Origin of the sequence: Brasilonema sennae CENA114, assembly GCF_006968745.1 — a bacterium.
Lineage (GTDB): Bacteria > Cyanobacteriota > Cyanobacteriia > Cyanobacteriales > Nostocaceae > Brasilonema > Brasilonema sennae.
Genome location: NZ_CP030118.1, coordinates 1,162,795 through 1,185,466 on the forward strand (window position 1 = coordinate 1,162,795; position 22,672 = coordinate 1,185,466).

Genomic DNA, 22,672 nt, shown 5'->3' on the forward strand with positions numbered 1-22,672 from the left:
ATGCAGCACCTCAGCAAGTTATTAAAAATTGACAACTCAAATTTAGCTTGGGTACTGCGGTTGAGTTTGCACGGATTGCGGACTCAATTACAGGAAGCTTTAAAAACAGCAACTACAGATCCAGGAAGCACTGCTTGTCAAGAATTGCTGAGGGAATTAGATATACTTTTGCAAGAAGCATTTCAACAGGAGACTTTGAGTGAGAAAACTGTCTTGTCCTCACAGGAGAATTCTTGTTGGGAAGATGTGTTAGAACCAGTCAGCAGTGAAGTAAAAGACGAACTCAAATTAAGACAACTGAGTGAAGTTTTGCTATCTGACCGAGAAATATCAAATTATATCGGGGATTACCAAATTCTCAGCACTCATGATAGTGATTTGTGGAACGAGATGCAACGTTTGCTTTTACGCGTTCCTGAGAAGATAGCTCATATTTGGCAAGAGCAAATGTTAACACAAGCAAGTCAACTGGGCGCAACAGAAGATAGGCGATCGCACTTATCACTACCTTTGATCCGCAATGAATATATCTATCCTGGTTTGAAAGGGAAGGTAGAAGCGACTGGCTTATACTTATCAGACCAAGTTGATTTTGATCCACGATTAATGGTGCAAAGACACGATGGTGAACTTGATTTGTTAGCTGCAGTAGTTTCTATTTATCTGAAATTTCTTGAACTCGATTCATCTTTGTACCATGCGCTCAAAAGTGTTGATAGATTCGGTGTGAGGTCTTTAAACGATGAACGAGAAAAGTCTAAATATATTACAGCACTGATAGACCGTTTTCGCCGGGTACAAACCACTGCTGATAATGTCGATCCAGTTGTTGCTTTGCGTGCCAGACTAGATTTAGATGAAGCAATACACTCTTTGGTGTATTTGCCATGTGCTGAACGTTATTCTTGGTGGGGTAAATTGCAACAAGAAGCACGGCGTACTCTGGACTCAATGGTTGAGAAAACTCGTCATGCTGGCTATCATGTGCAAATTCGTCCATTATGGGGAACCTATGCTGATGTTTTTAATTGGTCAAAGGACGACTTGCAATTAGATATTGGTGGAGTGCGCGGCGAGGTGTCTGCATGTTTGCGGGTTTATGCCAAGATTAATGATGAGGTGCTTCCAGGAAGAGTTCTTTTTCGTTCTTCTTGAGTAAGGGATTTTCTTGTTAGGCTATTGCTGGATGTGATATGAAAAGCGATACGCATGATTGCATCTCTTGCTTTGCGCGATCGCCCCAAAGGGGCGCGCACTCCCTACCATCGCACCACTCCCCGAATTCCTAAAAGTAATAACTTGTCGCCCCATTCTCAGCTAACCATCGCTTCCTTTCCAAAAAATCAGGCTTCCCTGGGTATAAAAATATTAGGTTCTTTGGATAACGAAGGCGTGTTTACACTTGATTTGGTGACATGAGTTGGAATAGTAAGCGATTTATTAGGTTCTTTGGATAACGAAGGCGTGTTTACACATAGCCACAGACGTCAAGTTCCTAACATCTGCAAATTGTGCAAAGTCGCGTACATTCCTCCTTGTTCCAGCAACTGTTCATGACTTCCCTGTTCTATTAATTCTCCGCGCTTGAGTACGAAAATTCGATCCACATCACGAATGGTGGACAAGCGGTGAGCAATAATGATCGCAGTACGTTTTACTAACAGTTTGTCTAAAGCTTCTTGGATCAAAGCTTCCGTTCCTACATCCAGACTAGCTGTTGCTTCATCCAGTACCAAAATTTCTGGTTTGCGAATACTAGCACGAGCAAATGCTAAGAGTTGCTTTTGACCGCTAGAAAGGTTTGTACCTCGTTCTCTAAGTTGAGTATCATAACCTTGAGGCAGTTGTTCAATAAACTCAGCAATGTTAGTTTTCTCTGCTGCTTGTTGAATTTGCTCAAAACTGTAGCTATCTCCTAAGGTAATGTTGCTTTTGACATCACCTGCGAACAAAAAGCCTTCTTGCAAAATCACCGCCATGTAACGCCGCAGTTCTGCTTGAGGGATTTCTCGGATATCTATACCATCTACCAAAATGCGTCCTTGGTTGGGTTCGTAAAGGCGACACAAAAGACGGATAATAGAACTTTTGCCCGCACCTGTGGGACCTACTAACGCGACTTTCTCACCAGGATGAATGGTAAAGTCCAAATCTTTGATAATATAATCATCATCTTTGTACGCAAACCAGACGTGTTCAAACCGGATTTCTCCCAATTCAGGTTGGGAATTTTCGATTGGGAATTCCGAATTATCAGTTATTTCGTTTATGTAACCCAAGCGAGAATCCAAAATTGAGAATCTGGGATTAGCGCGATCCCGTATTTCTATCGGTTCATCCAAAACTTCACTCACGCGTTCTATCGCGGTGAAACCAGCTTGAATAACAGTGAATTTTTCCGCAAACTGTTGTAATGGATCGAATAAGCGCTGGGCATATAAGATGAATGCAGATAAGGTTCCAAAAGTCAAGCTTTGTTGCAGTAGTAAATAACCGCCCACCCACAAAACGCCTGCGATACCTATCAGGGCAATCCATTCAAGGGTTGCGGAAACTGCTGACTCATAAAAGATAGTCTGATCTACATCGTTGATGTAACGTTCATTTTCAAAACGAAACAACCCTGCATTGAATTTTTCTCGTCGAAACAATTGTACGACATTGATGCCAATAATATTTTCTTGTAACTGAGAATTCAGTCCAGAAAGTTCTTCTCTTGCCTTATAGTTTGCTTTGCGGTACTGCTTTTGTAAGTAGACTATAATACCTGTTATTGGTACGAGAACCATCAATAGCAAAAAAGCAAGTTGCCACTGCATAGAAAACATAAAGCTGAGAATCACCAGCATAGAAAATAAATCTGACACAATCCCTATAGCTCCAGTGGAAAAGACATCTCCTAATACTTCCACATCACTGGTGAGCCTGGTGATTAATTTTCCTACGGGTGTTCTATCAAAAAAACGCACCGCCAAGGATGTGACATGATGAAACAAGTCTCGACGAATTTCAGCAGTGATTTGCTGACCTAGCTTTTGTACCAAATAACCCTGAAAACCTGTAAATATCAGTCGTACACTTACCGTTATCAGCAACAAGACTTCGATGATATTTAGCCCTTGTGACAACGGACGATTTCTGAGAAACTCATAGGTGCTTGGTTCTTGGCGAATCAGGGAGATAACTTGTCCAATAAGCAGTGGTTGCACAGCATTAGCAACCGCTATTGGCACCAACAGTAACATAGCAAGCGCTAGCAATCGCCCACGACGGCGGGCATAAGGTAGTAGACGCAAAAATAACCGCCAGTCATTTTCACGCCGACGGTAACCTGTGTCAGATTTTTTCCGAGGTTTGGAGGTGCTCATCATAAGAGCATTATATTAATTTTTACAACCTAAAGTGTTCGCATTTCTACCCTCAATACTTTAGAGATACTTTACCTTTAGATCTCGTCTGGATTGAACGATGTCAACGCACTAAAGAAAGAATGTAGCGGTTATTTAGAGAAATTTTGTGGATAGAGGTTTGGATGTCAACGAACAAAAGGGTGTTGCGATATAGCGCAACACCCTTTTGTTGTTAGTTGAAATCAAATCCTGGCATCGAGCTATTGTCGCAGACAGCTACCCACCTACTATCGTCGCCGCTGCAGCGTTTCACACCTGAGTTCGGGATAGAATCAGAGTGGTTCCACCGCGCCATTGACACCAGGAAAACCTTGGGGGAAATTCAAAATTCAAATCTAGTTGATTTTGAATTTTTTCAAACCCTGAAGACTGCACAGAAACGCGATTAGCAATTGTTGTTGAAGTCAAGCCCTCGGTCTATTAGCATGGGTCGGCTGAACACATTACTGCGTGTACACCTCCCACCTATTAACAGGTGTTCTGCCTGTGACCTTACTGGCTAATGCCATGAGAGTACTCATCTTGAGGTGGGCTTCCCACTTAGATGCTTTCAGCGGTTATCCGCTCCGCACATGGCTACCCAGCGTTTACCGTTGGCACGATAACTGGTACACCAGCGGTGCGTCCCTCCCGGTCCTCTCGTACTAAGGAGGGCTCCTCTCAATACTCTTACGCCTGCACCGGATATGGACCGAACTGTCTCACGACGTTCTGAACCCAGCTCACGTACCGCTTTAATGGGCGAACAGCCCAACCCTTGGGACGTACTTCCGCCCCAGGTTGCGATGAGCCGACATCGAGGTGCCAAACCTCCCCGTCGATGTGGACTCTTGGGGGAGATCAGCCTGTTATCCCTAGAGTAACTTTTATCCGTTGAGCGACGGCCATTCCATTCTGTGCCGTCGGATCACTAAGACCGTGTTTCCACCCTGCTCGAGTTGTTGCTCTTGCAGTCAAGCTCCCTTATTGCCTTTACACTCAAAGCACGATTTCCAACCGTGCTGAGGGAACCTTTGTGCGCCTCCGTTACCTTTTAGGAGGCGACCGCCCCAGTCAAACTGCCCACCTGAAATTGTCTCCTTTCCGGATCACGGAAACGGGTTAGAATCCTAGCTTCGCCAGAGTGGTATCTCACTGTTGGCTCCACACTCCCCACAAGGAATGCTTCAATGCCTCCCACCTATCCTGCGCAAGCCAAGCCCGGACCCAATTCCAGGCTACAGTAAAGCTTCATAGGGTCTTTCTGTCCAGGTGCAGGTAGTCCGTATCTTCACAGACACTCCTATTTCGCCGAGTCTCTCTCCGAGACAGTGCCCAGATCGTTACGCCTTTCGTGCGGGTCGGAACTTACCCGACAAGGAATTTCGCTACCTTAGGACCGTTATAGTTACGGCCGCCGTTCACCGGGGCTTCGGTCGCCAGCTTTACCTTTCGGCTGACCAGCTTCCTTAACCTTCCGGCACTGGGCAGGCGTCAGCCCCCATACTTCCTCTTACGAGTTGGCGGAGACCTGTGTTTTTGGTAAACAGTCGCCTGGGCCTCTTCACTGCAACCCACTCACGTGGGCACCCCTTCTTCCGAAGTTACGGGGCTATTTTGCCGAGTTCCTTAGAGAGAGTTATCTCGCTCCCCTTAGTATTCTCTACTCCCCCACCTGTGTCGGTTTCGGGTACGGGTACTGAGCTTTCATCACATTCACAGCTTTTCTTGGCACTAACATAACTACACGACCTCCGTAGAAGTCTCCCAATCCAGTCAGGGCGTAGCTTACTTTCATGCGCACTGCAAATGCTCCCACTCAATAGTCAGGGATTGTTGACCCTGTGTCCATCGACTACGCGTTTCCGCCTCGCCTTAGGTCCCGACTAACCCAGAGTGGACGAACCTGGCTCTGGAACCCTTGGGGTTTCGGGGTATTGGATTCTCACCAATATTTTCGCTACTCAAGCCGACATTCTCACTTCCGTTTCGTCCACACCTGCTCGCCGCTAGTGCTTCTTCCTAATACGGAACGCTCCCCTACCAGTTCAGTTCTCAGTTACCAGTTAACAGTTATTACAAACTTTTGGTTCATTCATAACTGATAACTGATAACTTTTTACTAAAATCCACAGCTTCGGTACATCGCTTAGTCCCGTTCATTTTCGGCGCAGGAGCGCTTGACCAGTGAGCTATTACGCACTCTTTTAAGGGTGGCTGCTTCTAGGCAAACCTCCTGGTTGTCTGTGCACTCCCACCTCCTTTGCCACTTAGCGATGATTTGGGGACCTTAGCTGGTGGTCTGGGCTGTTTCCCTCTTGACGATGAAGCTTATCCCCCACCGTCTCACTGGTTGTGTGTACATCTGGTATTCTGAGTTTGTCTCGATTTGGTACAGCTTTCGCCGCCCGCACCGAAACAGTGCTTTACCCCCAGACTATAATCACAACCGCTGCGCCTCAACACATTTCGGGGAGAACCAGCTAGCTCCGGGTTCGATTGGCATTTCACCCCTAACCACACCTCATCCGCCGATTTTTCAACATCGGTCGGTTCGGACCTCCACTTGGTGTTACCCAAGCTTCATCCTGGACATGGTTAGATCACCCGGGTTCGGGTCTAAAAACACTGATTCGCGCCCTCTTCAGACTCGCTTTCGCTTTGGCTACAGTTTTTCACCTTAACCTACCAGTGCCTTTAACTCGCCGGCTCATTCTTCAACAGGCACGCGGTCATCCGTTGAATCGGACTTCCACTGCTTGTGGGCGAATGGTTTCATGTTCTATTTCACTCCCCTCATTGGGGTTCTTTTCACCTTTCCCTCGCGGTACTGTTTCGCTATCGGTCACACAGTAGTATTTAGCCTTACGAGATGGTCCTCGCTGATTCACATGGGATTTCACGTGCCCCATGCTACTCGGGATACAGCTAGTATCTTTTTGTTTTTGACTACAGGACTCTCACCTTCTCTGGTACAGTTTTTCGCTGCTTCGTCTAACATAAGGATTCCTTGTTGCTGTCCCACTACCCCAAAAAGCAAGCTTTTTGGTTTAGGCTTTTCCCCTTTCGCTCACCACTACTTAGGGAATCTCTTTTGATTTCTCTTCCTCCAGCTACTAAGATGTTTCAATTCGCTGGGTTGGCTCTTTCCTGTCTATATATTCAACAGGCAGTTCTTGGGGTTGCCCCATTCGGACATCTCCGGATCTATGCTTGCTTCCAGCTCCCCGGAGCGTTTCGTCGGTCACCACGTCCTTCTTCGCCTCTGTGTGCCTAGGTATCCACCATTCGCCTTTCATTGCTTGACTACAAACAATCATTGCTTTTTGCTTGGAGTTTTAACTGTTAATAACAGTTAACTACCTGACATTTTTCGCGTTTCTATGCAGTTTTCAAGGTTCTTTTGCTGGAAATGCCCCAGCATTCTTGCTTTCAATCACAAGATGCTGAATCTTATCCAATTAATTATCGGATGATAATTTTGCTTTTGCTTTTCTCACTTGCCTGCACTCTAGCCTTTGCTGCTATTTGAGTACACTCAACAAAGATGGAATCACAAAAGTTAATTACTTAGGGCGCAGGTGGAGGTAAGGAGACTCGAACTCCTGACATCCTGCTTGCAAAGCAGGCGCTCTACCAACTGAGCTATACCCCCCTAAATTTCAGTTCACAGTTATCAGTTCACAGTTATCATTTTTTCGTGACCACTGTTTACTGCACACTGTTCACTGTTTTCAGGTGGGCCATCCTGGACTCGAACCAGGGACCTCACCCTTATCAGGGGTGCGCTCTAACCACCTGAGCTAATAGCCCATATCCGAACCTAACTTATAGTTTGAAAGCTTACACTTACCTTACGACCGACCTCGGGATAAAACCAATTCAAAGTTTTATAATTCTAAATTTCCAAAAACTCTTTCTTGTTTTTGAACTTTGAATTTTTACTTTTGAATTGAGTCGGGTCTCCCTAAAAAGGAGGTGATCCAGCCACACCTTCCGGTACGGCTACCTTGTTACGACTTCACCCCAGTCACCAGTCCTACCTTCGGCGTCCCCCTCCTCGAAAGGTTAGGGTAACGACTTCGGGCGTGACCAGCTTCCATGGTGTGACGGGCGGTGTGTACAAGGCCCGGGAACGAATTCACTGCAGTATGCTGACCTGCAATTACTAGCGATTCCTCCTTCACGCAGGCGAGTTGCAGCCTGCGATCTGAACTGAGCCGTGGTTTATGGGATTTGCTTGCTATTGCTAGCTTGCTGCCCTTTGTCCACAGCATTGTAGTACGTGTGTAGCCCAGGACGTAAGGGGCATGCTGACTTGACGTCATCCCCACCTTCCTCCGGTTTGTCACCGGCAGTCTCCCTAGAGTGCCCAACCGAATTGCTGGCAACTAAGAACGAGGGTTGCGCTCGTTGCGGGACTTAACCCAACATCTCACGACACGAGCTGACGACAGCCATGCACCACCTGTGTTCCGGCTCCCGTAGGCACTCTTCCGTTTCCAGAAGATTCCGGACATGTCAAGCCCTGGTAAGGTTCTTCGCGTTGCATCGAATTAAACCACATACTCCACCGCTTGTGCGGGCCCCCGTCAATTCCTTTGAGTTTCACACTTGCGTGCGTACTCCCCAGGCGGGATACTTAACGCGTTGGCTACGACACTGCCCGGGTCGATACGGGCAACGCCTAGTATCCATCGTTTACGGCTAGGACTACTGGGGTATCTAATCCCATTCGCTCCCCTAGCTTTCGTCCCTCAGTGTCAGTTATGGTCCAGCAGAGCGCTTTCGCCACCGGTGTTCTTCCTGATCTCTACGCATTTCACCGCTACACCAGGAATTCCCTCTACCCCTACCATACTCTAGTCACTCAGTTTCCACTGCCTTTATCTGGTTGAGCCAGATTCTTTGACAGCAGACTTGAATAACCACCTGCGGACGCTTTACGCCCAATCATTCCGGATAACGCTTGCATCCTCCGTATTACCGCGGCTGCTGGCACGGAGTTAGCCGATGCTGATTCCTCAGGTACCTTCAGTACTTATTCCCTGAGAAAAGAGGTTTACAACCCAAGAGCCTTCCTCCCTCACGCGGTATTGCTCCGTCAGGCTTTCGCCCATTGCGGAAAATTCCCCACTGCTGCCTCCCGTAGGAGTCTGGGCCGTGTCTCAGTCCCAGTGTGGCTGGTCATCCTCTCAGACCAGCTACTGATCGGTGCCTTGGTGCGCTCTTACCACACCAACTAGCTAATCAGACGCGAGCTCATCTTCAGGTGATAAATCTTTCACCGTTAGGCACATCCGGTATTAGCAATCGTTTCCGACTGTTGTCCCGAACCTGAAGCCAGATTCTCACGCGTTACTCACCCGTCCGCCACTAAGTTCCGAAGAACTCCGTTCGACTTGCATGTGTTAAGCATACCGCCAGCGTTCATCCTGAGCCAGGATCAAACTCTCCGTTTTGATTCTGTCTGTAGATAAGTGAACTAATCACTCATCTACTTGCTCTTTTAGCTGATTTTACCGTCAGCCTCGGTTTATTCTTTACTATCGCAAGGCTTTTAGTGTATACTAGCTTTCAAACTATAGGATTTTCAAGGTTCGTCGCCCTCGGCGGTGACTTGTTTTTGTGTCCGCGCTTCAGGCACTTATTCAATATAGCGAACCTACTCTTGCCTGTCAACTATTTTCTGAAACTTTTTTGAGATTTTTTTTGAGAGTGCTCAAAACTCCTCACTGTGACGGGTTTAGGCAAAAATGGGAGATGCACTTTCACTCTATTAAGGAAAAGTCGTTGTGAATTTTCAGTCAGTTATAGCTATATTGCATAAGTTCTGGAGCGATCGCGGTTGCCTAATTGCCCAACCCTACGACATTGAAAAGGGAGCAGGCACTAAAAACCCTCACACTTTTTTAAGAGCTTTGGGACCAGAACCGTGGGCTGTCGCTTATGTTGAACCTTGTCGCCGTCCTACTGATGGACGTTACGGCGAAAACCCCAATCGCTTCCAACACTATTACCAGTACCAAGTTCTGATTAAGCCTTCGCCAAATAATATTCAAGAAATTTATCTTGATTCCTTAAGAGCTTTGGGAATTCGTCCTGAAGACCACGATATTCGGTTTGTAGAAGATAATTGGGAAGATGCAACGGTAGGAGCTTGGGGAACTGGCTGGGAAGTTTGGTTAGATGGAATGGAAATCACTCAATTTACATACTTCCAGCAATGCGGAGGCATTGATTGCCGTCCAGTGTCTATTGAAATGACTTATGGCTTGGAAAGATTGACGATGTATCTTCAAGGAGTAGAAGCAATCACCAATATTCAATGGACGGACAACATCACATATGGAGATGTTCACCTGCAAGGAGAAATTGAGCAGTGTGTTTACAACTTTGAAGCCTCAAATCCGGAAATGCTGCTTACATTATTTAATCTGTACGAGCAGGAAGCGCAGCAATTAACCGAACGTGGACTTGTCTTACCTACGTTGGATTATGTTTTGAAATGTTCACACACTTTCAATTTACTAGATGCCAGAGGAGTTATTTCTGTGACAGAGCGAGTTCGCTACATTGCAAGAATTCGAGTTTTAGCGCGGAAGGTCGCACAATTATATGTGGAACAGCGAGAAAAGCTGGGTTTTCCGCTTTTGAATAAGTCAGCAAGTATAGTGCATGCTCACTAATGACCTCAAAGAAAACCTTAAAACCTAACTCACGGATAAAGGTTGTCCCGTGCTTCTTTTGTGAAAAATCTAGAAAAACCCAACATTTCAGACTAGATGCACTGCTGGTATGAGTTTTTGGTAAACCTATTGCCAAAATTGTGATGCACTTGCAGACTGGAAGTCTGGGGCTATACAAAGAAAGTTTATCTACGCAGGCTTAACATAGTAGTTTTCTTGCGTAGAAAACTTTTTGGCTTCTAGTCTACATAGCTACAAATTGTATCTGCCAGGTGTTTGTCCAAAAACTCTGATGAATCAGGTAAGTGGTGTCATAATCTGTCTTGGCTACATTCTAGGATTACTGTTTACAGCAATTCCGTGGGGTGGCTTTTGGGTATTCGCTTTGGGCATAGTGGGAGCTATCTTTTTTGGAAGACAACGCCAAAACATACGGAAACATCTGCCAAAAAAGGATAATTCCCAAGCAAAGACTAAGACAGCGCCACAATTATCGCAAACCACTCCTCACCCTAGAGTGTGGCTTATTGCTGGCGTAGTAGGATTATTCGCTAGTTTCTATTTTCAATCGCGAGTTCCGATACCAGAAGCCAACGATATCAGTAAATTCCTCCCGTTAGAAAATGCCAATAATCAAGAACAACTTTTTATTGTTCGGGGTAAGGTGCTTACTAAACCCCGCATGACTCGGAGTCAGCGTGGACAGTTGTGGTTACAAGCAACTGAGCTTAATGAGGTTAAAAATGAGAATGGCCCAGCTGGTACAAGTAAAGGAGTGACAGGAAAGTTATATGTGACTATGCCTTTACTTCAAACGACTGGGTTGCATCCCAGTCAACAAATTGCTGTGACTGGGGTTTTGTACAAACCAAAACCACCATTAAATCCCGGTGGTTTTGATTTTCAAAAATTTCTCCAGCAAGAAGGTGCGTTTGCTGGTTTGAGTGGACGGCAAGTCAATATTCTGGATGAAGGAAAAAGTTGGGGATGGTGGAAAATTCGAGAACGAATTGTGCGATCGCAAGTTCGTTCGTTAGGTGTTCCAGAAGGTCCACTTGTAAGTGCAATGGTTTTGGGTAGCAAAGTCGTTGATTTACCTTACGAAACCCAAGACCGTTTTGTGCAGGTGGGACTTGCTCATGCTTTAGCCGCCTCAGGGTTTCAAACATCGTTAATTTTAGGTGTCATTCTAGGATTGACATCAAAAGCCAAAAAGGGAACCCAAATTATACTCGGGAGCATAGCTCTGCTTCTTTTCTTAACTTTAACAGGTTTACAAGCATCGGTACTTCGAGCCGTAATTATGGGCTTTGCCGCGCTTATTGGAATAGGATTAAGGCGCACAGTCAAACAATTAGGTTCATTATTGGTTGCAGCAGTTTTATTATTGCTCTTTAATCCTCTGTGGATTTGGGATTTGGGATTTCAACTCAGTTTTCTGGCAACACTGGGGTTAATTGTGACAGGATCCCCAATCACAAAACGTTTTGATTGGTTGCCACTTATGATCACATCTTCAATTGCAGTTCCACTAGCCGCTGCAATTTGGACATTACCTCTTTTATTGTACGTCTTTAATGTAGTAGCGATTTACACTCTACCAGCCAACATTATCTCCACACCATTTATTTCTATCATCAGTATCGGTGGAATGATAAGCGCTCTAGTCAGCTTAATTTCACCAGAGCTTGGAAGCAGCTTGGCTAATTTGTTATATCATCCAACCCACTGGTTGCTTAACTTGGTGGAGTTTTTTGGGAGCTTACCAGGAAGTACAGTTGCTGTAGGTAGCATATCCCTTGGTCAAATGCTAGCAATGTATATATTGATTATCCTGGCATGGGTGGTGCGTTGGTGGCAACAGCGGTGGTGGTTTTCTGCCATAATTGCATTGGGTTTGGTTGTTGTTCCTGTTTGGCATTCTGCAAACACCCTGTTTCGGGTAACAGTGTTAGCAGCAGGCGAGGAACCAGTTTTAGTGATTCAAGACAAAGGAAAGGTCATACTGATAAATAGTGGAGATGAAGGTACGGGACGCTTCACTATACTGCCGTTTTTACAACAGCAAGCTGTGAATAAAGTAGATTGGGCGATCGCTTCTGATTTTCAACACAATGGCAATAATGCTTGGTTGGAGGTATTGCAACGTTTGCCAATTGGAACTTTCTATGACTATTCTCCCACGTCTGACAATGACACAACCAATCAAGTCATTAAAAAGGAAGTGCAAAACAGTAAAGGAATTTACCAACCTTTGTCAGTTGGTCAAACTATCACTACTGGTTCGGTAGTCGCGCAATTAACCAACAACCAATTGCCCATCTTACAGTTGCAAATTTTCGGGCAAAATTGGCTGTTGGTCGGTCAGACCAAAACAACTCAAGTGCTTGAACTTCTGAATAGTGGACGTGTAGTGCGTCCGCAAGTCTTATGGTGTCCTGGTGAATCTTTAAAAGAATTAATTCCTGTCCTGCAACCGCAGGTGGCGATCGCAACCACCACCAATGTTGACCAAAAAACACTATCTGAATTGAGCAAAACTCAGACAAAATTATTCTTTACAAGTAAAGATGGCGCTATCCAGTGGACACCCAACGGACAGTTTGAGACTTTTATCCCAGCAGGTGAAAACAAAACATCTATTTTGTAAAAAATTCGCACATCCATGATAAACTCCTTATAATAGGCTTGTTATGCCTCTGGAGAGGTGGCAGAGTGGTTGAATGCGGCGCACTCGAAATGCGTTTTAGGGCAACCTAACGGGGGTTCGAATCCCCCCTTCTCCGTTTAATAGTAATAATGTGGACACAACTCACTAAAATAGGTGTAGCAAAAACGAAAAAAGAAAACACGCCTAGTAGCTAACCTTTATGCTCACACCTGCTGAATTTCTCAAATACACCCAGTGGTCGGGTATTGCAACATTAGTATTTGCTGCCTTGGCGATTGCGAGTTTTGTTTTCAAATGGGGCATTCGCTTTCGGCTTGTTGGCTCAACTGGCTTTATGGTAGTACTGACAGGTGGTCTATTTGCTTTATCATTGGCTCCTTTGTCTCGCACTGTGATTCCAGGTGCTGTACGGTATAATCTGGTTTATGACAACGGAGGAGCTCAAACAGTTATAGCCATCCCAAAACAAATTACCACCACACAATTAGAAGCAACCTTGCGTCAAGCGGCTAGTGATTTGTATTCTTATGGTCGTTTGGGTGCACTAACAGACAATCAGTTGACAATTCGAGCACGCACCATTATCCACCCAGAACCAGAAATTTCTGTGCCACTTTACCTAGGTAAAGTGAAGCGATCGCTTGCTAGTCGTGAAGATTCTCAAATGACTATCGAGATTTACCGGGAGAAATTTGCTCAATTACCACAAACGACATCTTGAAAAGTGAGGGTGAAGAGGTTCTCCAACACATAGAAAAGTGGTAGTGTTAACTTATTAATTAGTTGTATGTATCATCAATCGACTAAAACTTTGTCTACTCAAACCTCTAGTCCGTTACTCACTGTTTCTGTAGCTCCAGCAAGGGTTATCCGTGGCTCGGATATATTGACACAGGCAAGTGATGCAATTTCTCAGTTGGGAAGTCGTCCTCTAATTATAGGAGGTGAACGTACTCTTGCTGTCACCCAGGAAAGTCTACAAGAACTTCTCAAACAGCAACGGTTGCATGTTGCCCAAGCCTGTTATAGTCCCGATTGTAGTGAAGCCAGCTTGAAAACTTTACACAAAGCGGCAAAAGAGCACAAAGCGGATGTGATAATTGGAGTTGGTGGCGGTAAAGCACTGGATACAGCTAAGTTAGTTGCTTACAAGTTGGAGTTACCAGTAGTCACAATTCCCACTTCAGCCTCTACGTGTGCGGCTTGGACAGCCCTCTCGAATGTCTATTCTGATGAAGGGGCATTTCTCTATGATGTCGGATTGGCAAAGTGTCCTGATTTACTGATACTCGATTACGAGTTAGTGAAAACAGCACCACAACGAACACTTGTAGCGGGAATTGGGGATGCGATCGCTAAGTGGTACGAAGCTTCAGTCAGTAGCGGACACTCGGAACAAACCCTAATTATCGCTGCAGTACAACAGGCGCGAGTTTTACGGGATATCCTTTTCCAAAAATCTAGTATAGCTCTTAAAGAACCTGGTAGCGAAGCTTGGCAACAAGTTGTAGATGCAACAGTTCTCCTTGCAGGAGTCATCGGAGGATTAGGAGGCGCACAGTGTCGTACCGTTGCAGCTCATGCTGTACACAATGGGTTAACTCACATTTGTGAAAGTGGCAGCATTCATGGTGAAAAAGTCGCCTATGGTATTTTGGTGCAACTGCGTTTAGAAGAAATAATACAGGGCAATCAGCTCGCAGCAGCTGCACGACAACAATTATTAAAGTTTTATGCAGAGATCGGATTACCCCAAAAATTGAGTGATTTAGGATTAGGCAATATTACCTTAAATGAATTACAAAAAGCCGCTGAAATTGCCTTAGAAACTCATTCTGACATTCACCGACTTCCATTTAAAGTTGCACTAGAACAGTTGATGGCGGCTATGGTTTCCACCACTGCACCAGTGGAAGGACGAACCCATACGGGTTTAACGTCAACTATGAATAAGGATGAGTAATGATCAAATCAGTGAACAGTAAACACTGAACAGAAACTGAGAACTGAGAACTGATAACTGATAACTGCTGAATGGCATAAAATCCAGAATGCAAAAGATAAATGACGAGTTATGACTCTTTGTTTTTCAGCTTTTATAATTTATTATTTGTAAACCATAATTCCTTCGATGAGATCAGATTGGATTGCTCCAGCGGAACGGATACAGAAATTACCACCCTACGTGTTTGCTCGTCTAGATGAACTCAAAGCGAAAGCACGAGAGCAAGGGCTAGATTTGATTGATTTGGGCATGGGAAACCCAGATGGTGCAACACCGCAACCCGTTATAGAAGCGGCGATCAAAGCTTTGCAAAATCCAGCAAATCATGGCTACCCTCCTTTTGAAGGTACAGCTAATTTTCGCCAAGCTATCACGAACTGGTATCGTCGTCGTTATGGAGTCGATTTAGATCCAGATAGTGAAGCATTACCGCTTCTTGGTTCTAAAGAAGGATTGGCTCATCTTGCCATAGCCTATATTAATCCTGGTGACTTGATTTTAGTACCTTCTCCTGCCTATCCTGTCCATTTTCGTGGTCCAATTATTGCTGGAGGCAAAGTTCACAGCTTAATTCTCAAACCCGAAAATGACTGGCTGATTGATTTGGCTGCAATTCCTGATGCTGTTGCCGAACAAGCAAAGATTCTCTATTTTAATTATCCCAGTAATCCGACAGCTGCGACTGCACCCCGTGAATTTTTTGAAGAAATTGTTGCTTTCGCGCGTAAATATGAGATTCTGCTCGTACATGACTTGTGTTACGCTGAGTTAGCTTTTGATGGCTATCAACCAACGAGTTTGTTAGAAATTCCTGGGGCGAAAGACATTGGCCTTGAATTTCATACTCTTTCCAAAACCTACAATATGGCAGGTTGGCGCGTCGGTTTTGTAGTTGGTAACCGCCATATCATTCAAGGTTTGCGGACACTAAAAACGAATTTGGATTATGGCATTTTTGCAGCATTGCAAACCGCAGCCGAAACCGCATTGCAGCTGAGCGATGATTATTTACATGAGGTACAAGAACGTTACCGTACTCGCCGTGATTTTGTCATTCAAGGCTTAACCGAGTTAGGCTGGAATCTGAGTAAAACCAAAGCGACGATGTATTTGTGGATTCCTTGTCCTGTTGGCGTGAGTTCTACAGAATTTGCTCTCAAAGTCCTACAGCAAACTGGTGTTGTGTTTACTCCAGGTAATGCTTTCGGGGTTGGGGGTGAAGGGTATGTACGAATTAGCTTAATTGCGGAGTGCGATCGCTTGGGTGAAGCTTTGCACCGTTTAAAGCAAGCTAATATCCGCTTCGATTGACAGACTAATCATCCAAACTCTATGAGTCCAGAGTAAGATGGCAACTAAAAGTTCTAAAGCTATAATTACCGATTAATCCAATTCTTTGGGAAGCTACTCAGCTATTGTGATTAATCAACACTCTGATAACCTGTTAAACCTTCAACTAAAAAAAACATCAGTTGAGGGTTATAAATTTAGCTGGTTTGATTGGTTTTGTCTTTGGTATCCTCCTGGCTGGCTGATTTTATTCAACCGACACTGGCAGCATTATCACAAAGATCCAGATGGTTGGAATTGGTTAGAATACGGGTTATTTTTGATTCCGTGCGGATTTTACTTGGCACTTTTGATTCGTTGGTTGCGACTTGGCTGTCGTTCACCTCGTCGGGAAATAGGTGAATTTGATCCAAATTATCAAAAAGCTTTTCGAGACGAAATAATTGCTCCTATTGTTAAATATTATTTTCGAGGTGAGTTACAGAAAATTGAGAATTTGCCACAAACAGGTCCAATGATTGTGGCAATAAATCATGCAGGAATGTGTTTCCCATGGGACTTTTTAACGTTAGGTTACTTGTTAAGTAAAACACAAGAATGGTTGGTGCAACCGTTAGCTGGAGTTTCTTTATTTGATCATCTTTGGATCACCTGGTGGTTACCACCTGGATGGTCAAAAGTTTTGGGTGGTGTGAGAGCAGAATTAAATGATTTTAAGAGTGTAATGCAAGAACGTAAAATTCTTTTGTATGCACCAGAAGGTTTACGCGGACCTAGAAAAGGTTGGGTACAACGCTATCAACTAGAAAGGTTTGATTTGAGTTTCATTCAATTAAGCCAACGTTATCAAATTCCGATCTTACCTGTTATTTGCATTGGTAGTGAGAATTTACATCCTTGGACTTTAAATATAAAAACATTGCAGAGGTTATTTAATTTACCATTTTTGCCAATATCACCTCTGATGCCATTATTTATTCTGTTTCCATCAATGGGAGTCTGGGCGATGAGAACTCGCCTGCGTTACTTTATTCAACCTTTGTGTACAACTGAGTTAAATGGTGAAAAGACGAAAAGAACAGAAATTTATCGTCAAGCACAACAGTTACGAGAAAAGTTGCAAAATCAAATTAACCAGTTGTTAAGTCAGGGGTAGCATGCAATATGGTTCGGTTAAGCCCAAAACATTGGGCTGTGCGCTCACTTATTTTTCAAGTTGCTGAGTATGTTCACATTTCTCCTTTACGTTTTGGGTATGACAGATCATAAGTCTGAATGTAAATTTTGCCACTCACCAGAAAAGATAGACTCAGTTGCAGTCGCGATTCTCAGCAAATCTTGCAGTAGTAAAGGCGACCATTGAACGCCCGCCTTGCGCCCTGCGGCAAAAAGTTGTTGAGTCTTTATGCTCAATAGATACAAGGCGTAAGCTAATTTTTTGTCTACAACAGCAGTATCTTTTACAGCTTCAAACACCACTTTCAATGCCAACAAAATCGAGGTAATCTGACCTGGTATTGGTGATTGTCCCCGCTGTAGACGTATCAACAAGGCATCAGGGTTTTCCTCGTTATAAAGTGTTTGGTCAATCAAAAATTTGCAAGCGGTTTGGTAATTCATGTTCGAGGGGCATCCATTACACCTTTGCCTACCTATTGCAACATTTGACTCGTGGATTAACATTTTACCTTGATAGCTCTACAAACGTGTCATATAAAAAGAATTCCCTGATTCAGTGGCAAGTAATACTGGCATAATTGCACAATGAAGGCAGTTCCTGATTGTTGTTGTCCGACAAATGCCGACTTTACTTGCTGACGCTCAAAACTTACTCTCTGACTTACTCAAGCGCTACTCATCCCGTGTAGATTATTTGATGATTCGTCTTGAAGAAGCTGAAGGAACGGATATTTTCTTACGTGGCGACCAGGTAGAAACCCTTAGCGAAGGTATTTCCATTGGTGGACAGATTCGCGCCTGTCACAAAGGTGGATGGGGGTTTAGCAGCTTTAACCAACTGTCGACAATTAGCGATCGCATTGAAGAAGCCATCACCGCCGCCAAAATCGTTGGTGAAGAAGAAACTATCTTAGCTCCCATTGACATTGTGCAAGCAGTGTGCGACATGCCACTAACTGGAAGCGACCCCCGGCAAATCTCGTTGAAAAAGAAAAAAGAATTGTGCGATCGCTACACCGAATTACTCAAAAGCGTTGACAGCCGGATTACCACCACTTCTGTTCGTTATGGAGACAGTGCCCAAAGAGTTATCCTCGCCACCAGTGAAGGAACTTTGATTGAGCAATCTTGGGTAGATATGGAAATGCGCTTCGCCGCCACAGCCAGAAACGGCGAAACTGTGCAAACTGGAAGAGAAACCACAGGTTCGCGCAAAGCTTTTGAAGATTTGACGACTTTGGATGAACAAGTCAAAGAAGCTGCACAAAGAGCAGTTGCAGCTTTATATCTGCCATCGGTGAAAGGTAATACTTATACTGTGGTGATAGATCCGATTCTTTCCGGGTTATTTGTTCACGAAGCCTTTGGGCATCTTTCCGAAGCAGATATGGCGTACGAAAACCCAGATTTGTTGGAAGTGATGACGATTGGGCGGCGATTTGGACCACAAGAACTACAGATTTTTGATGGTGCAGCGCCCCAAGGACATCGAGGTAGCTATTTTTACGACGATGAAGGCACACCTGCAACCACAACTCAACTTATAGAAGATGGGATTTTGACAGGACGTTTACATTCGCGCGAAACGGCTGGCAAATTGGACGAAGCGCCGACAGGTAATGCACGCTGTCTTAGTTATCACTATCCTCCTATTGTACGGATGACAAATACCTGGATAAAACCGGGAAAAACACCGGTTTTGGACTTATTCAATGGTATAAAAGAAGGAGTTTATGCCCGTAACTGGTTGGGTGGAATGACGAATGGAGAAATGTTCACCTTCAGCGCTGGGGAAGCGTGGATGATTAGAAACGGGAAGATTGCTGAACCTGTTAAAGATGTGACGCTTTCAGGGAACGTTTTTCAAACTTTGGCAGATATTGAGGCGATCGGCGATGACTTTTACTGGGATGAGTCGGGCGGTTGCGGTAAAGGTGGACAAAATGGTTTGCCTGTAGGTTGCGGTGGTCCTAGTTTAAGGATACGTGATGTGGTGGTGGGAGGAGAAGCGGCTTAGAGGATGTTTCAGAAGTATTGTTTTAATCATTAGATCATTTAGATCCCCCCTACTGGTTAAAAAGGGGGGTAAAAGTCATTTAAAGGGTAGGTTATCTCGCTCCCATGCTCTGCGTGGGAGTGCCATATACGAGGCTGCCTTTCATAATTATATTAAGGTAGCAGCCCACAGTTAAGCATCCCTTGACAGAACCAGGGAATGAGGAAGGTGAATTATGGTTACAACGGCAATACCAGCAGAAACTAGGACAATACTATCGAATATCAGCTGGCAAACATTTAAAATTATGCTGGCGGAAATGGGTTCGGAGCGAAAAAACCGACTTGCTTACGACAATGGAATATTAGAAATTATGACACCACTGATGCCGCACGAAAACTCCAACCGTGTGATCGAAGGTTTTGTTGTTGCGTTGTGTGAAGAGTTTGGCTTGGAGTTTAAACGTGCTGGTTCACTAACTTTAATACGAGACAATTTAGAACGAGCAAGTGAACCAGATAGCAGCTACTATATTCAGAATGAATCTAGAGTCAGGAACAGAGAAAACATAGATTTAGCAATTGATCCACCGCCAGACTTAGTGTTGGAAGTTGAATACTCCAAACCCAAAGTTGATAAGTCAAAAATTTATACAGCAATTGGTGTGCCAGAATTCTGGCGGTACAACGGCAGTGCATTGCGAATTTATATACTTAATGATGGGCAATACACAGAAGTTGAAACTAGCCCGACTTTTGCATCCGTACCAGTAAAGGAAATTCCCCGGTTTATTCAAGAAACTAAAAAGAATGGAGAAATGGCAACAACACGCGCTTTTCGTGCTTGGGTCAAACAGCAGATTGCTATCATACATCCATAAAAGGGCGTACTATGAGCAAAACAAACTTCTCAGCTGATATCTCCCCTGAGGAACGTCATAGAAAGCTCGTTGAAATGTCGGAGGAAGAAATCGATTACTCTGATATTGCACCGCTTGATGAAGACTTCTGGAAAAATGCTGAGGTTTCGTGACCTCAGAAGAATCAAATGTCAAAATAATTACATTTGATTTCACTCCGTTCTCATCCGCCTAGGACTGAAAGTCCCAGGCTAATAGGCGAAGTCCATTAAAATGGACTAAAATTGGAGCTAAGGTTTGAGTATATTTAAACACGATTGTCTCGCTCCCATGCTCTGCGTGGGAGTGCCTAAAAGGAGGCTCTGCCTCCTATAATTTAACTATCTAGAAGTTAATTGCTTGCCCGCTCGTCTAACCAAGTCACTAAATCAGCGATTGATGACATTCTAAAAAGCGCTCTAGCTAAAGCTTCTAACTGTTCTTTGTTGAAAACTTGAACTCGCTCAAGAATTGACGAATCAATTTCACCAAAGCGTTCATTAAGTAAAGACAGACACAATCTAAGTTCTCCCTTCTGTTCTCCCTTCTGGAAAATATCCTGATAAATAACTGACTCTTGCATAATATCCTCGCTCAAAAATTGACGAATCAAGTTTTTCTCAAATTTCAAACCCGCTAATATCTCTGTGTAAGCTGCAATATTCTGCCTCGTCTCCCTATCCGAAATTCTAGCAACGCTCTGGGCAACCTGCGATAATAATCCTTGGGGTGAGTTTGTTTGCGTTAAGGGTGCTAACGGTAAGAGTGCAGGATTATTGAGAAATTGCACGGAATCTTGTTCCCACATCCGCAAAACGCGATAGCGATGAGTTGTCGTCTCACTGCGATATTCTTCGGTGAAGGCAATTTCGTCATTTGTTTGTTGTAAAAAAATGACGACTTGGGTTACAGGGACTTTATACTGACGTATCAATCTGACAGAATAATCCAACATCCGAAAAGAAATCGGTGTTTTAGATCTTGTTATGGTTTGAAATTCAATGTGTAAAATGCGGTTTTCTGTTTGCAGAAATGTCAAGGAATCAGCGCGAATTGGTTCAATGCTCAATTCTGTTTTTAAGACTTCGATGCTTCGTGGTTCAACCGCTAGCAACCAACGCGCAAAATCGGTTGGATACTTTTCAGCTAAGATTTTACAAACGTTGTCGTAGCTCACAAATTAAAATCTAATTTACACTGATATAATTTTATTACTTAGTTGCTATCAACAAGATTTTTCAATAGAAATAACCTAGTTCAGAAGAATCGTTGGTTGGGTTAAGCGATCGCCCTTGGCGGCTGCTTCAGGAGCATCGCCACTGCGTTTGCGTAAGCAGATAGCCCAACCCAACAAAACCCAAGACTGAGGTTGAAGAGTGGAAGTTTGAAGTTCTGAAGTGGAAGTTTCGAGTTCTAAAATGGAAGCATACACCACAAGGTAGGGGCACAACATGCTCATTGGTTTCAACTGAAGCCCCGAGTCTTAAGGGCTAGACAAAGAATTCACACTTGTACATAACCGAAAATATGCAATTTGGATGTGTTTTAGTTTATGAATGTATATACAGACTAACCTGACTCAGGCACAATGCAGTTAGATGGTGAAAAGTTAAAACAGTTACAAGATGCCTTACTCAGCGCTTTTCCTGACCAAGGAGAATTAGAACAGCTAGTTAGATTCAAACTGAATGAAAGTCTTAACACAATTGCGGTTGCTAATGGCGCGAATTATTCTTATGTTATATTCAAGCTTATTACATGGGCTGAATCTGAAGGCAAGTTGAGAGAACTGATTTCTGCGGGATGTAGTGAAAAGCCTGGGAATTCTCAGTTAATGTTATTTTGTGAACAACTGCGACAACAGCAAGCTACAACAAAACAATCTTATAGATTGATGAATCCATGCACATTTGACTTGGGCGAATTAATTAGAAGCTGTTTGAACATATTAGAAGACAAACAAGGACTTGTTGGACTCGCTGTTCCCTATAACCAAGATCCTTTTTTGATATACTTCTGCGAACGTCTGAAGGAAAGAATTGGTAAAAGTCACACTGACAACAAACAGCCTTTGACATTGGATAATTATCGCACTTCTGTAGACACAGCAGTAACGACAATGAAACGATACAAAAAACTTCTACAAAAAGGCGATGTCATTTGTCCAATTCGAGTTGCTGTCTCTGACCCCAATTCAAGTCATGAATTCTGGAAAAAAATTTCGGCTGAATTTCAAGATCCTCAAAATTCTTTTGAACACCGCTTCATCATAATTATGGTGAGCAGTGAATACAAATTTTTTCCACAAGGTGTCACTCAGCTAACACCTCCACAGTTCACGAAAGCGGATGCTCATGAATGGATTCTTGAGGTGACAGATAATTTGGGATGGAGAGAAGAAGATAGAAATAAGTGGAAGCGATATATGATTGATGAATGTCTTGAGAGTGAATGCTTAAATATTAGGTCAGTTTATGAGCATTTAGACCACGCTATTAAACTTTTGCAACAAAACCATACAGCAGAAGCTTTTCTACAAGAACTTGAGATTTGAG

The 22,672-nt window shown here is 43.9% G+C and carries 16 protein-coding genes, 3 tRNA genes and 3 rRNA genes; 13 read left to right on the forward strand and 9 right to left on the reverse strand.

Annotated elements, in window-relative coordinates; translation table 11 throughout:
- Positions 1–1,155: a hypothetical protein gene (locus DP114_RS04895; RefSeq protein ID WP_169265048.1), complete on the forward strand. Its 1,155-nt coding sequence runs from the start codon at positions 1–3 to the stop codon at positions 1,153–1,155.
- Between the two features lie 54 nt (positions 1,156–1,209).
- Positions 1,210–1,419: a hypothetical protein gene (locus DP114_RS04900; RefSeq protein ID WP_169265028.1), complete on the forward strand. Its 210-nt coding sequence runs from the start codon at positions 1,210–1,212 to the stop codon at positions 1,417–1,419.
- A 68-nt stretch (positions 1,420–1,487) separates the two neighbouring features.
- Here the strand turns inward: DP114_RS04900 and DP114_RS04905 are convergent, their stop codons facing one another.
- The 6 genes from DP114_RS04905 to DP114_RS04930 all read right to left on the reverse strand — a co-directional run bounded on the left by DP114_RS04905 (position 1,488) and on the right by DP114_RS04930 (position 8,851).
- Entirely contained in the window at positions 1,488–3,368 is a 1,881-nt protein-coding gene (locus DP114_RS04905; protein ID WP_169265049.1) for an ABC transporter ATP-binding protein, read from the reverse strand.
- A gap of 229 nt (positions 3,369–3,597) precedes the next feature.
- Positions 3,598–3,715: ribosomal RNA gene (gene rrf / locus DP114_RS04910) — 5S ribosomal RNA — on the reverse strand.
- A 95-nt stretch (positions 3,716–3,810) separates the two neighbouring features.
- Positions 3,811–6,697 (reverse strand): 23S ribosomal RNA (locus DP114_RS04915).
- A 274-nt stretch (positions 6,698–6,971) separates the two neighbouring features.
- Positions 6,972–7,044: transfer RNA gene (locus DP114_RS04920), tRNA-Ala, on the reverse strand.
- 84 nt (positions 7,045–7,128) lie between these two features.
- Positions 7,129–7,202, reverse strand: a tRNA-Ile gene (locus DP114_RS04925).
- A gap of 158 nt (positions 7,203–7,360) precedes the next feature.
- Positions 7,361–8,851 (reverse strand): 16S ribosomal RNA (locus DP114_RS04930).
- Together the 16S, 23S and 5S rRNA genes with 2 tRNA genes alongside form the textbook arrangement of a ribosomal RNA operon.
- Before the next feature lie 333 nt (positions 8,852–9,184).
- Between DP114_RS04930 and glyQ the strand changes: the two genes are divergently transcribed.
- From glyQ to DP114_RS04965, 7 genes are all read left to right on the forward strand, one after another.
- Complete coding sequence (glyQ, locus tag DP114_RS04935) at positions 9,185–10,078, forward strand: glycine--tRNA ligase subunit alpha (protein ID WP_169265029.1); 894 nt, start codon at positions 9,185–9,187, stop codon at positions 10,076–10,078.
- A 292-nt stretch (positions 10,079–10,370) separates the two neighbouring features.
- A complete protein-coding gene (locus DP114_RS04940; RefSeq protein WP_171975592.1) occupies positions 10,371–12,728 on the forward strand; it encodes a ComEC/Rec2 family competence protein in 2,358 nt (785 codons plus the stop codon).
- Between the two features lie 51 nt (positions 12,729–12,779).
- A tRNA-Ser gene (locus tag DP114_RS04945) sits at positions 12,780–12,864 on the forward strand.
- An 84-nt stretch (positions 12,865–12,948) separates the two neighbouring features.
- Positions 12,949–13,470 (forward strand): Ycf51 family protein, encoded by a 522-nt coding sequence (locus DP114_RS04950; RefSeq protein WP_171975593.1) that lies wholly within the window; start codon positions 12,949–12,951, stop codon positions 13,468–13,470.
- 66 nt (positions 13,471–13,536) lie between these two features.
- The gene (locus tag DP114_RS04955) at positions 13,537–14,712 is read left to right on the forward strand and encodes an iron-containing alcohol dehydrogenase family protein (protein WP_171975594.1); all 1,176 of its coding nucleotides are present in this window, start codon (positions 13,537–13,539) and stop codon (positions 14,710–14,712) included.
- 168 nt (positions 14,713–14,880) lie between these two features.
- Positions 14,881–16,065 carry an aspartate aminotransferase gene (locus DP114_RS04960; RefSeq protein WP_171975595.1) on the forward strand — a complete coding sequence of 395 codons (1,185 nt, stop codon included), beginning with the start codon at positions 14,881–14,883 and terminating at the stop codon, positions 16,063–16,065.
- A 106-nt stretch (positions 16,066–16,171) separates the two neighbouring features.
- Positions 16,172–17,200, forward strand: a complete 1,029-nt coding sequence (locus tag DP114_RS04965) for a 1-acyl-sn-glycerol-3-phosphate acyltransferase (protein WP_171975596.1) — start codon at positions 16,172–16,174, stop codon at positions 17,198–17,200.
- Between the two features lie 107 nt (positions 17,201–17,307).
- Here DP114_RS04965 and DP114_RS04970 read toward each other — a convergent pair whose 3' ends face one another.
- A complete protein-coding gene (locus tag DP114_RS04970; RefSeq protein WP_171975597.1) occupies positions 17,308–17,664 on the reverse strand; it encodes a Dethiobiotin synthetase in 357 nt (118 codons plus the stop codon).
- 178 nt (positions 17,665–17,842) lie between these two features.
- On the opposite strand from DP114_RS04970, the gene DP114_RS04975 reads away from it, so the two are divergent.
- The 3 genes from DP114_RS04975 (at position 17,843) to DP114_RS04985 (ending at position 20,251) form a co-directional block, all read left to right on the forward strand.
- On the forward strand, positions 17,843–19,240 hold the full coding sequence (locus tag DP114_RS04975) for a TldD/PmbA family protein (RefSeq protein WP_171975598.1): 1,398 nt from the start codon (positions 17,843–17,845) through the stop codon (positions 19,238–19,240).
- A gap of 214 nt (positions 19,241–19,454) precedes the next feature.
- Positions 19,455–20,099 (forward strand): Uma2 family endonuclease, encoded by a 645-nt coding sequence (locus DP114_RS04980; protein ID WP_169265037.1) that lies wholly within the window; start codon positions 19,455–19,457, stop codon positions 20,097–20,099.
- A gap of 11 nt (positions 20,100–20,110) precedes the next feature.
- The gene (locus tag DP114_RS04985) at positions 20,111–20,251 is read left to right on the forward strand and encodes a hypothetical protein (RefSeq protein ID WP_169265038.1); all 141 of its coding nucleotides are present in this window, start codon (positions 20,111–20,113) and stop codon (positions 20,249–20,251) included.
- A gap of 218 nt (positions 20,252–20,469) precedes the next feature.
- Here the strand turns inward: DP114_RS04985 and DP114_RS04990 are convergent, their stop codons facing one another.
- Positions 20,470–21,294, reverse strand: coding sequence for a DUF4351 domain-containing protein (locus tag DP114_RS04990; protein WP_171975599.1), 825 nt, complete (start codon positions 21,292–21,294; stop codon positions 20,470–20,472).
- Positions 21,295–21,369: 75 nt separating this feature from the next.
- A complete protein-coding gene (locus DP114_RS04995; protein WP_171975600.1) occupies positions 21,370–21,576 on the reverse strand; it encodes a hypothetical protein in 207 nt (68 codons plus the stop codon).
- 129 nt (positions 21,577–21,705) lie between these two features.
- Between DP114_RS04995 and DP114_RS05000 the strand changes: the two genes are divergently transcribed.
- Positions 21,706–22,671, forward strand: a complete 966-nt coding sequence (locus DP114_RS05000) for an effector-associated domain EAD1-containing protein (protein WP_169265041.1) — start codon at positions 21,706–21,708, stop codon at positions 22,669–22,671.
- Position 22,672: the final 1 nt, after the last annotated feature.

What these genes read in the sequence shown, in the direction of transcription:
- DP114_RS04955 (WP_171975594.1), top strand. Translation starts at nt 13,537, where the DNA reads ATGTATCATCAATCGACTAAAACTTTGTCTACTCAAACCTCTAGTCCG.
- DP114_RS04905 (WP_169265049.1), bottom strand. Translation starts at nt 3,368, where the DNA reads ATGAGCACCTCCAAACCTCGGAAAAAATCTGACACAGGTTACCGTCGG.
- DP114_RS04900 (WP_169265028.1), top strand. Translation starts at nt 1,210, where the DNA reads ATGATTGCATCTCTTGCTTTGCGCGATCGCCCCAAAGGGGCGCGCACT.
- DP114_RS04895 (WP_169265048.1), top strand. Translation starts at nt 1, where the DNA reads ATGCAGCACCTCAGCAAGTTATTAAAAATTGACAACTCAAATTTAGCT.
- DP114_RS04940 (WP_171975592.1), top strand. Translation starts at nt 10,371, where the DNA reads ATGAATCAGGTAAGTGGTGTCATAATCTGTCTTGGCTACATTCTAGGA.
- DP114_RS05000 (WP_169265041.1), top strand. Translation starts at nt 21,706, where the DNA reads ATGCAGTTAGATGGTGAAAAGTTAAAACAGTTACAAGATGCCTTACTC.
- DP114_RS04995 (WP_171975600.1), bottom strand. Translation starts at nt 21,576, where the DNA reads ATGAGCATGTTGTGCCCCTACCTTGTGGTGTATGCTTCCATTTTAGAA.
- DP114_RS04975 (WP_171975598.1), top strand. Translation starts at nt 17,843, where the DNA reads ATGCCGACTTTACTTGCTGACGCTCAAAACTTACTCTCTGACTTACTC.
- DP114_RS04950 (WP_171975593.1), top strand. Translation starts at nt 12,949, where the DNA reads ATGCTCACACCTGCTGAATTTCTCAAATACACCCAGTGGTCGGGTATT.
- DP114_RS04980 (WP_169265037.1), top strand. Translation starts at nt 19,455, where the DNA reads ATGGTTACAACGGCAATACCAGCAGAAACTAGGACAATACTATCGAAT.
- DP114_RS04985 (WP_169265038.1), top strand. Translation starts at nt 20,111, where the DNA reads ATGAGCAAAACAAACTTCTCAGCTGATATCTCCCCTGAGGAACGTCAT.
- DP114_RS04970 (WP_171975597.1), bottom strand. Translation starts at nt 17,664, where the DNA reads ATGAATTACCAAACCGCTTGCAAATTTTTGATTGACCAAACACTTTAT.
- DP114_RS04960 (WP_171975595.1), top strand. Translation starts at nt 14,881, where the DNA reads ATGAGATCAGATTGGATTGCTCCAGCGGAACGGATACAGAAATTACCA.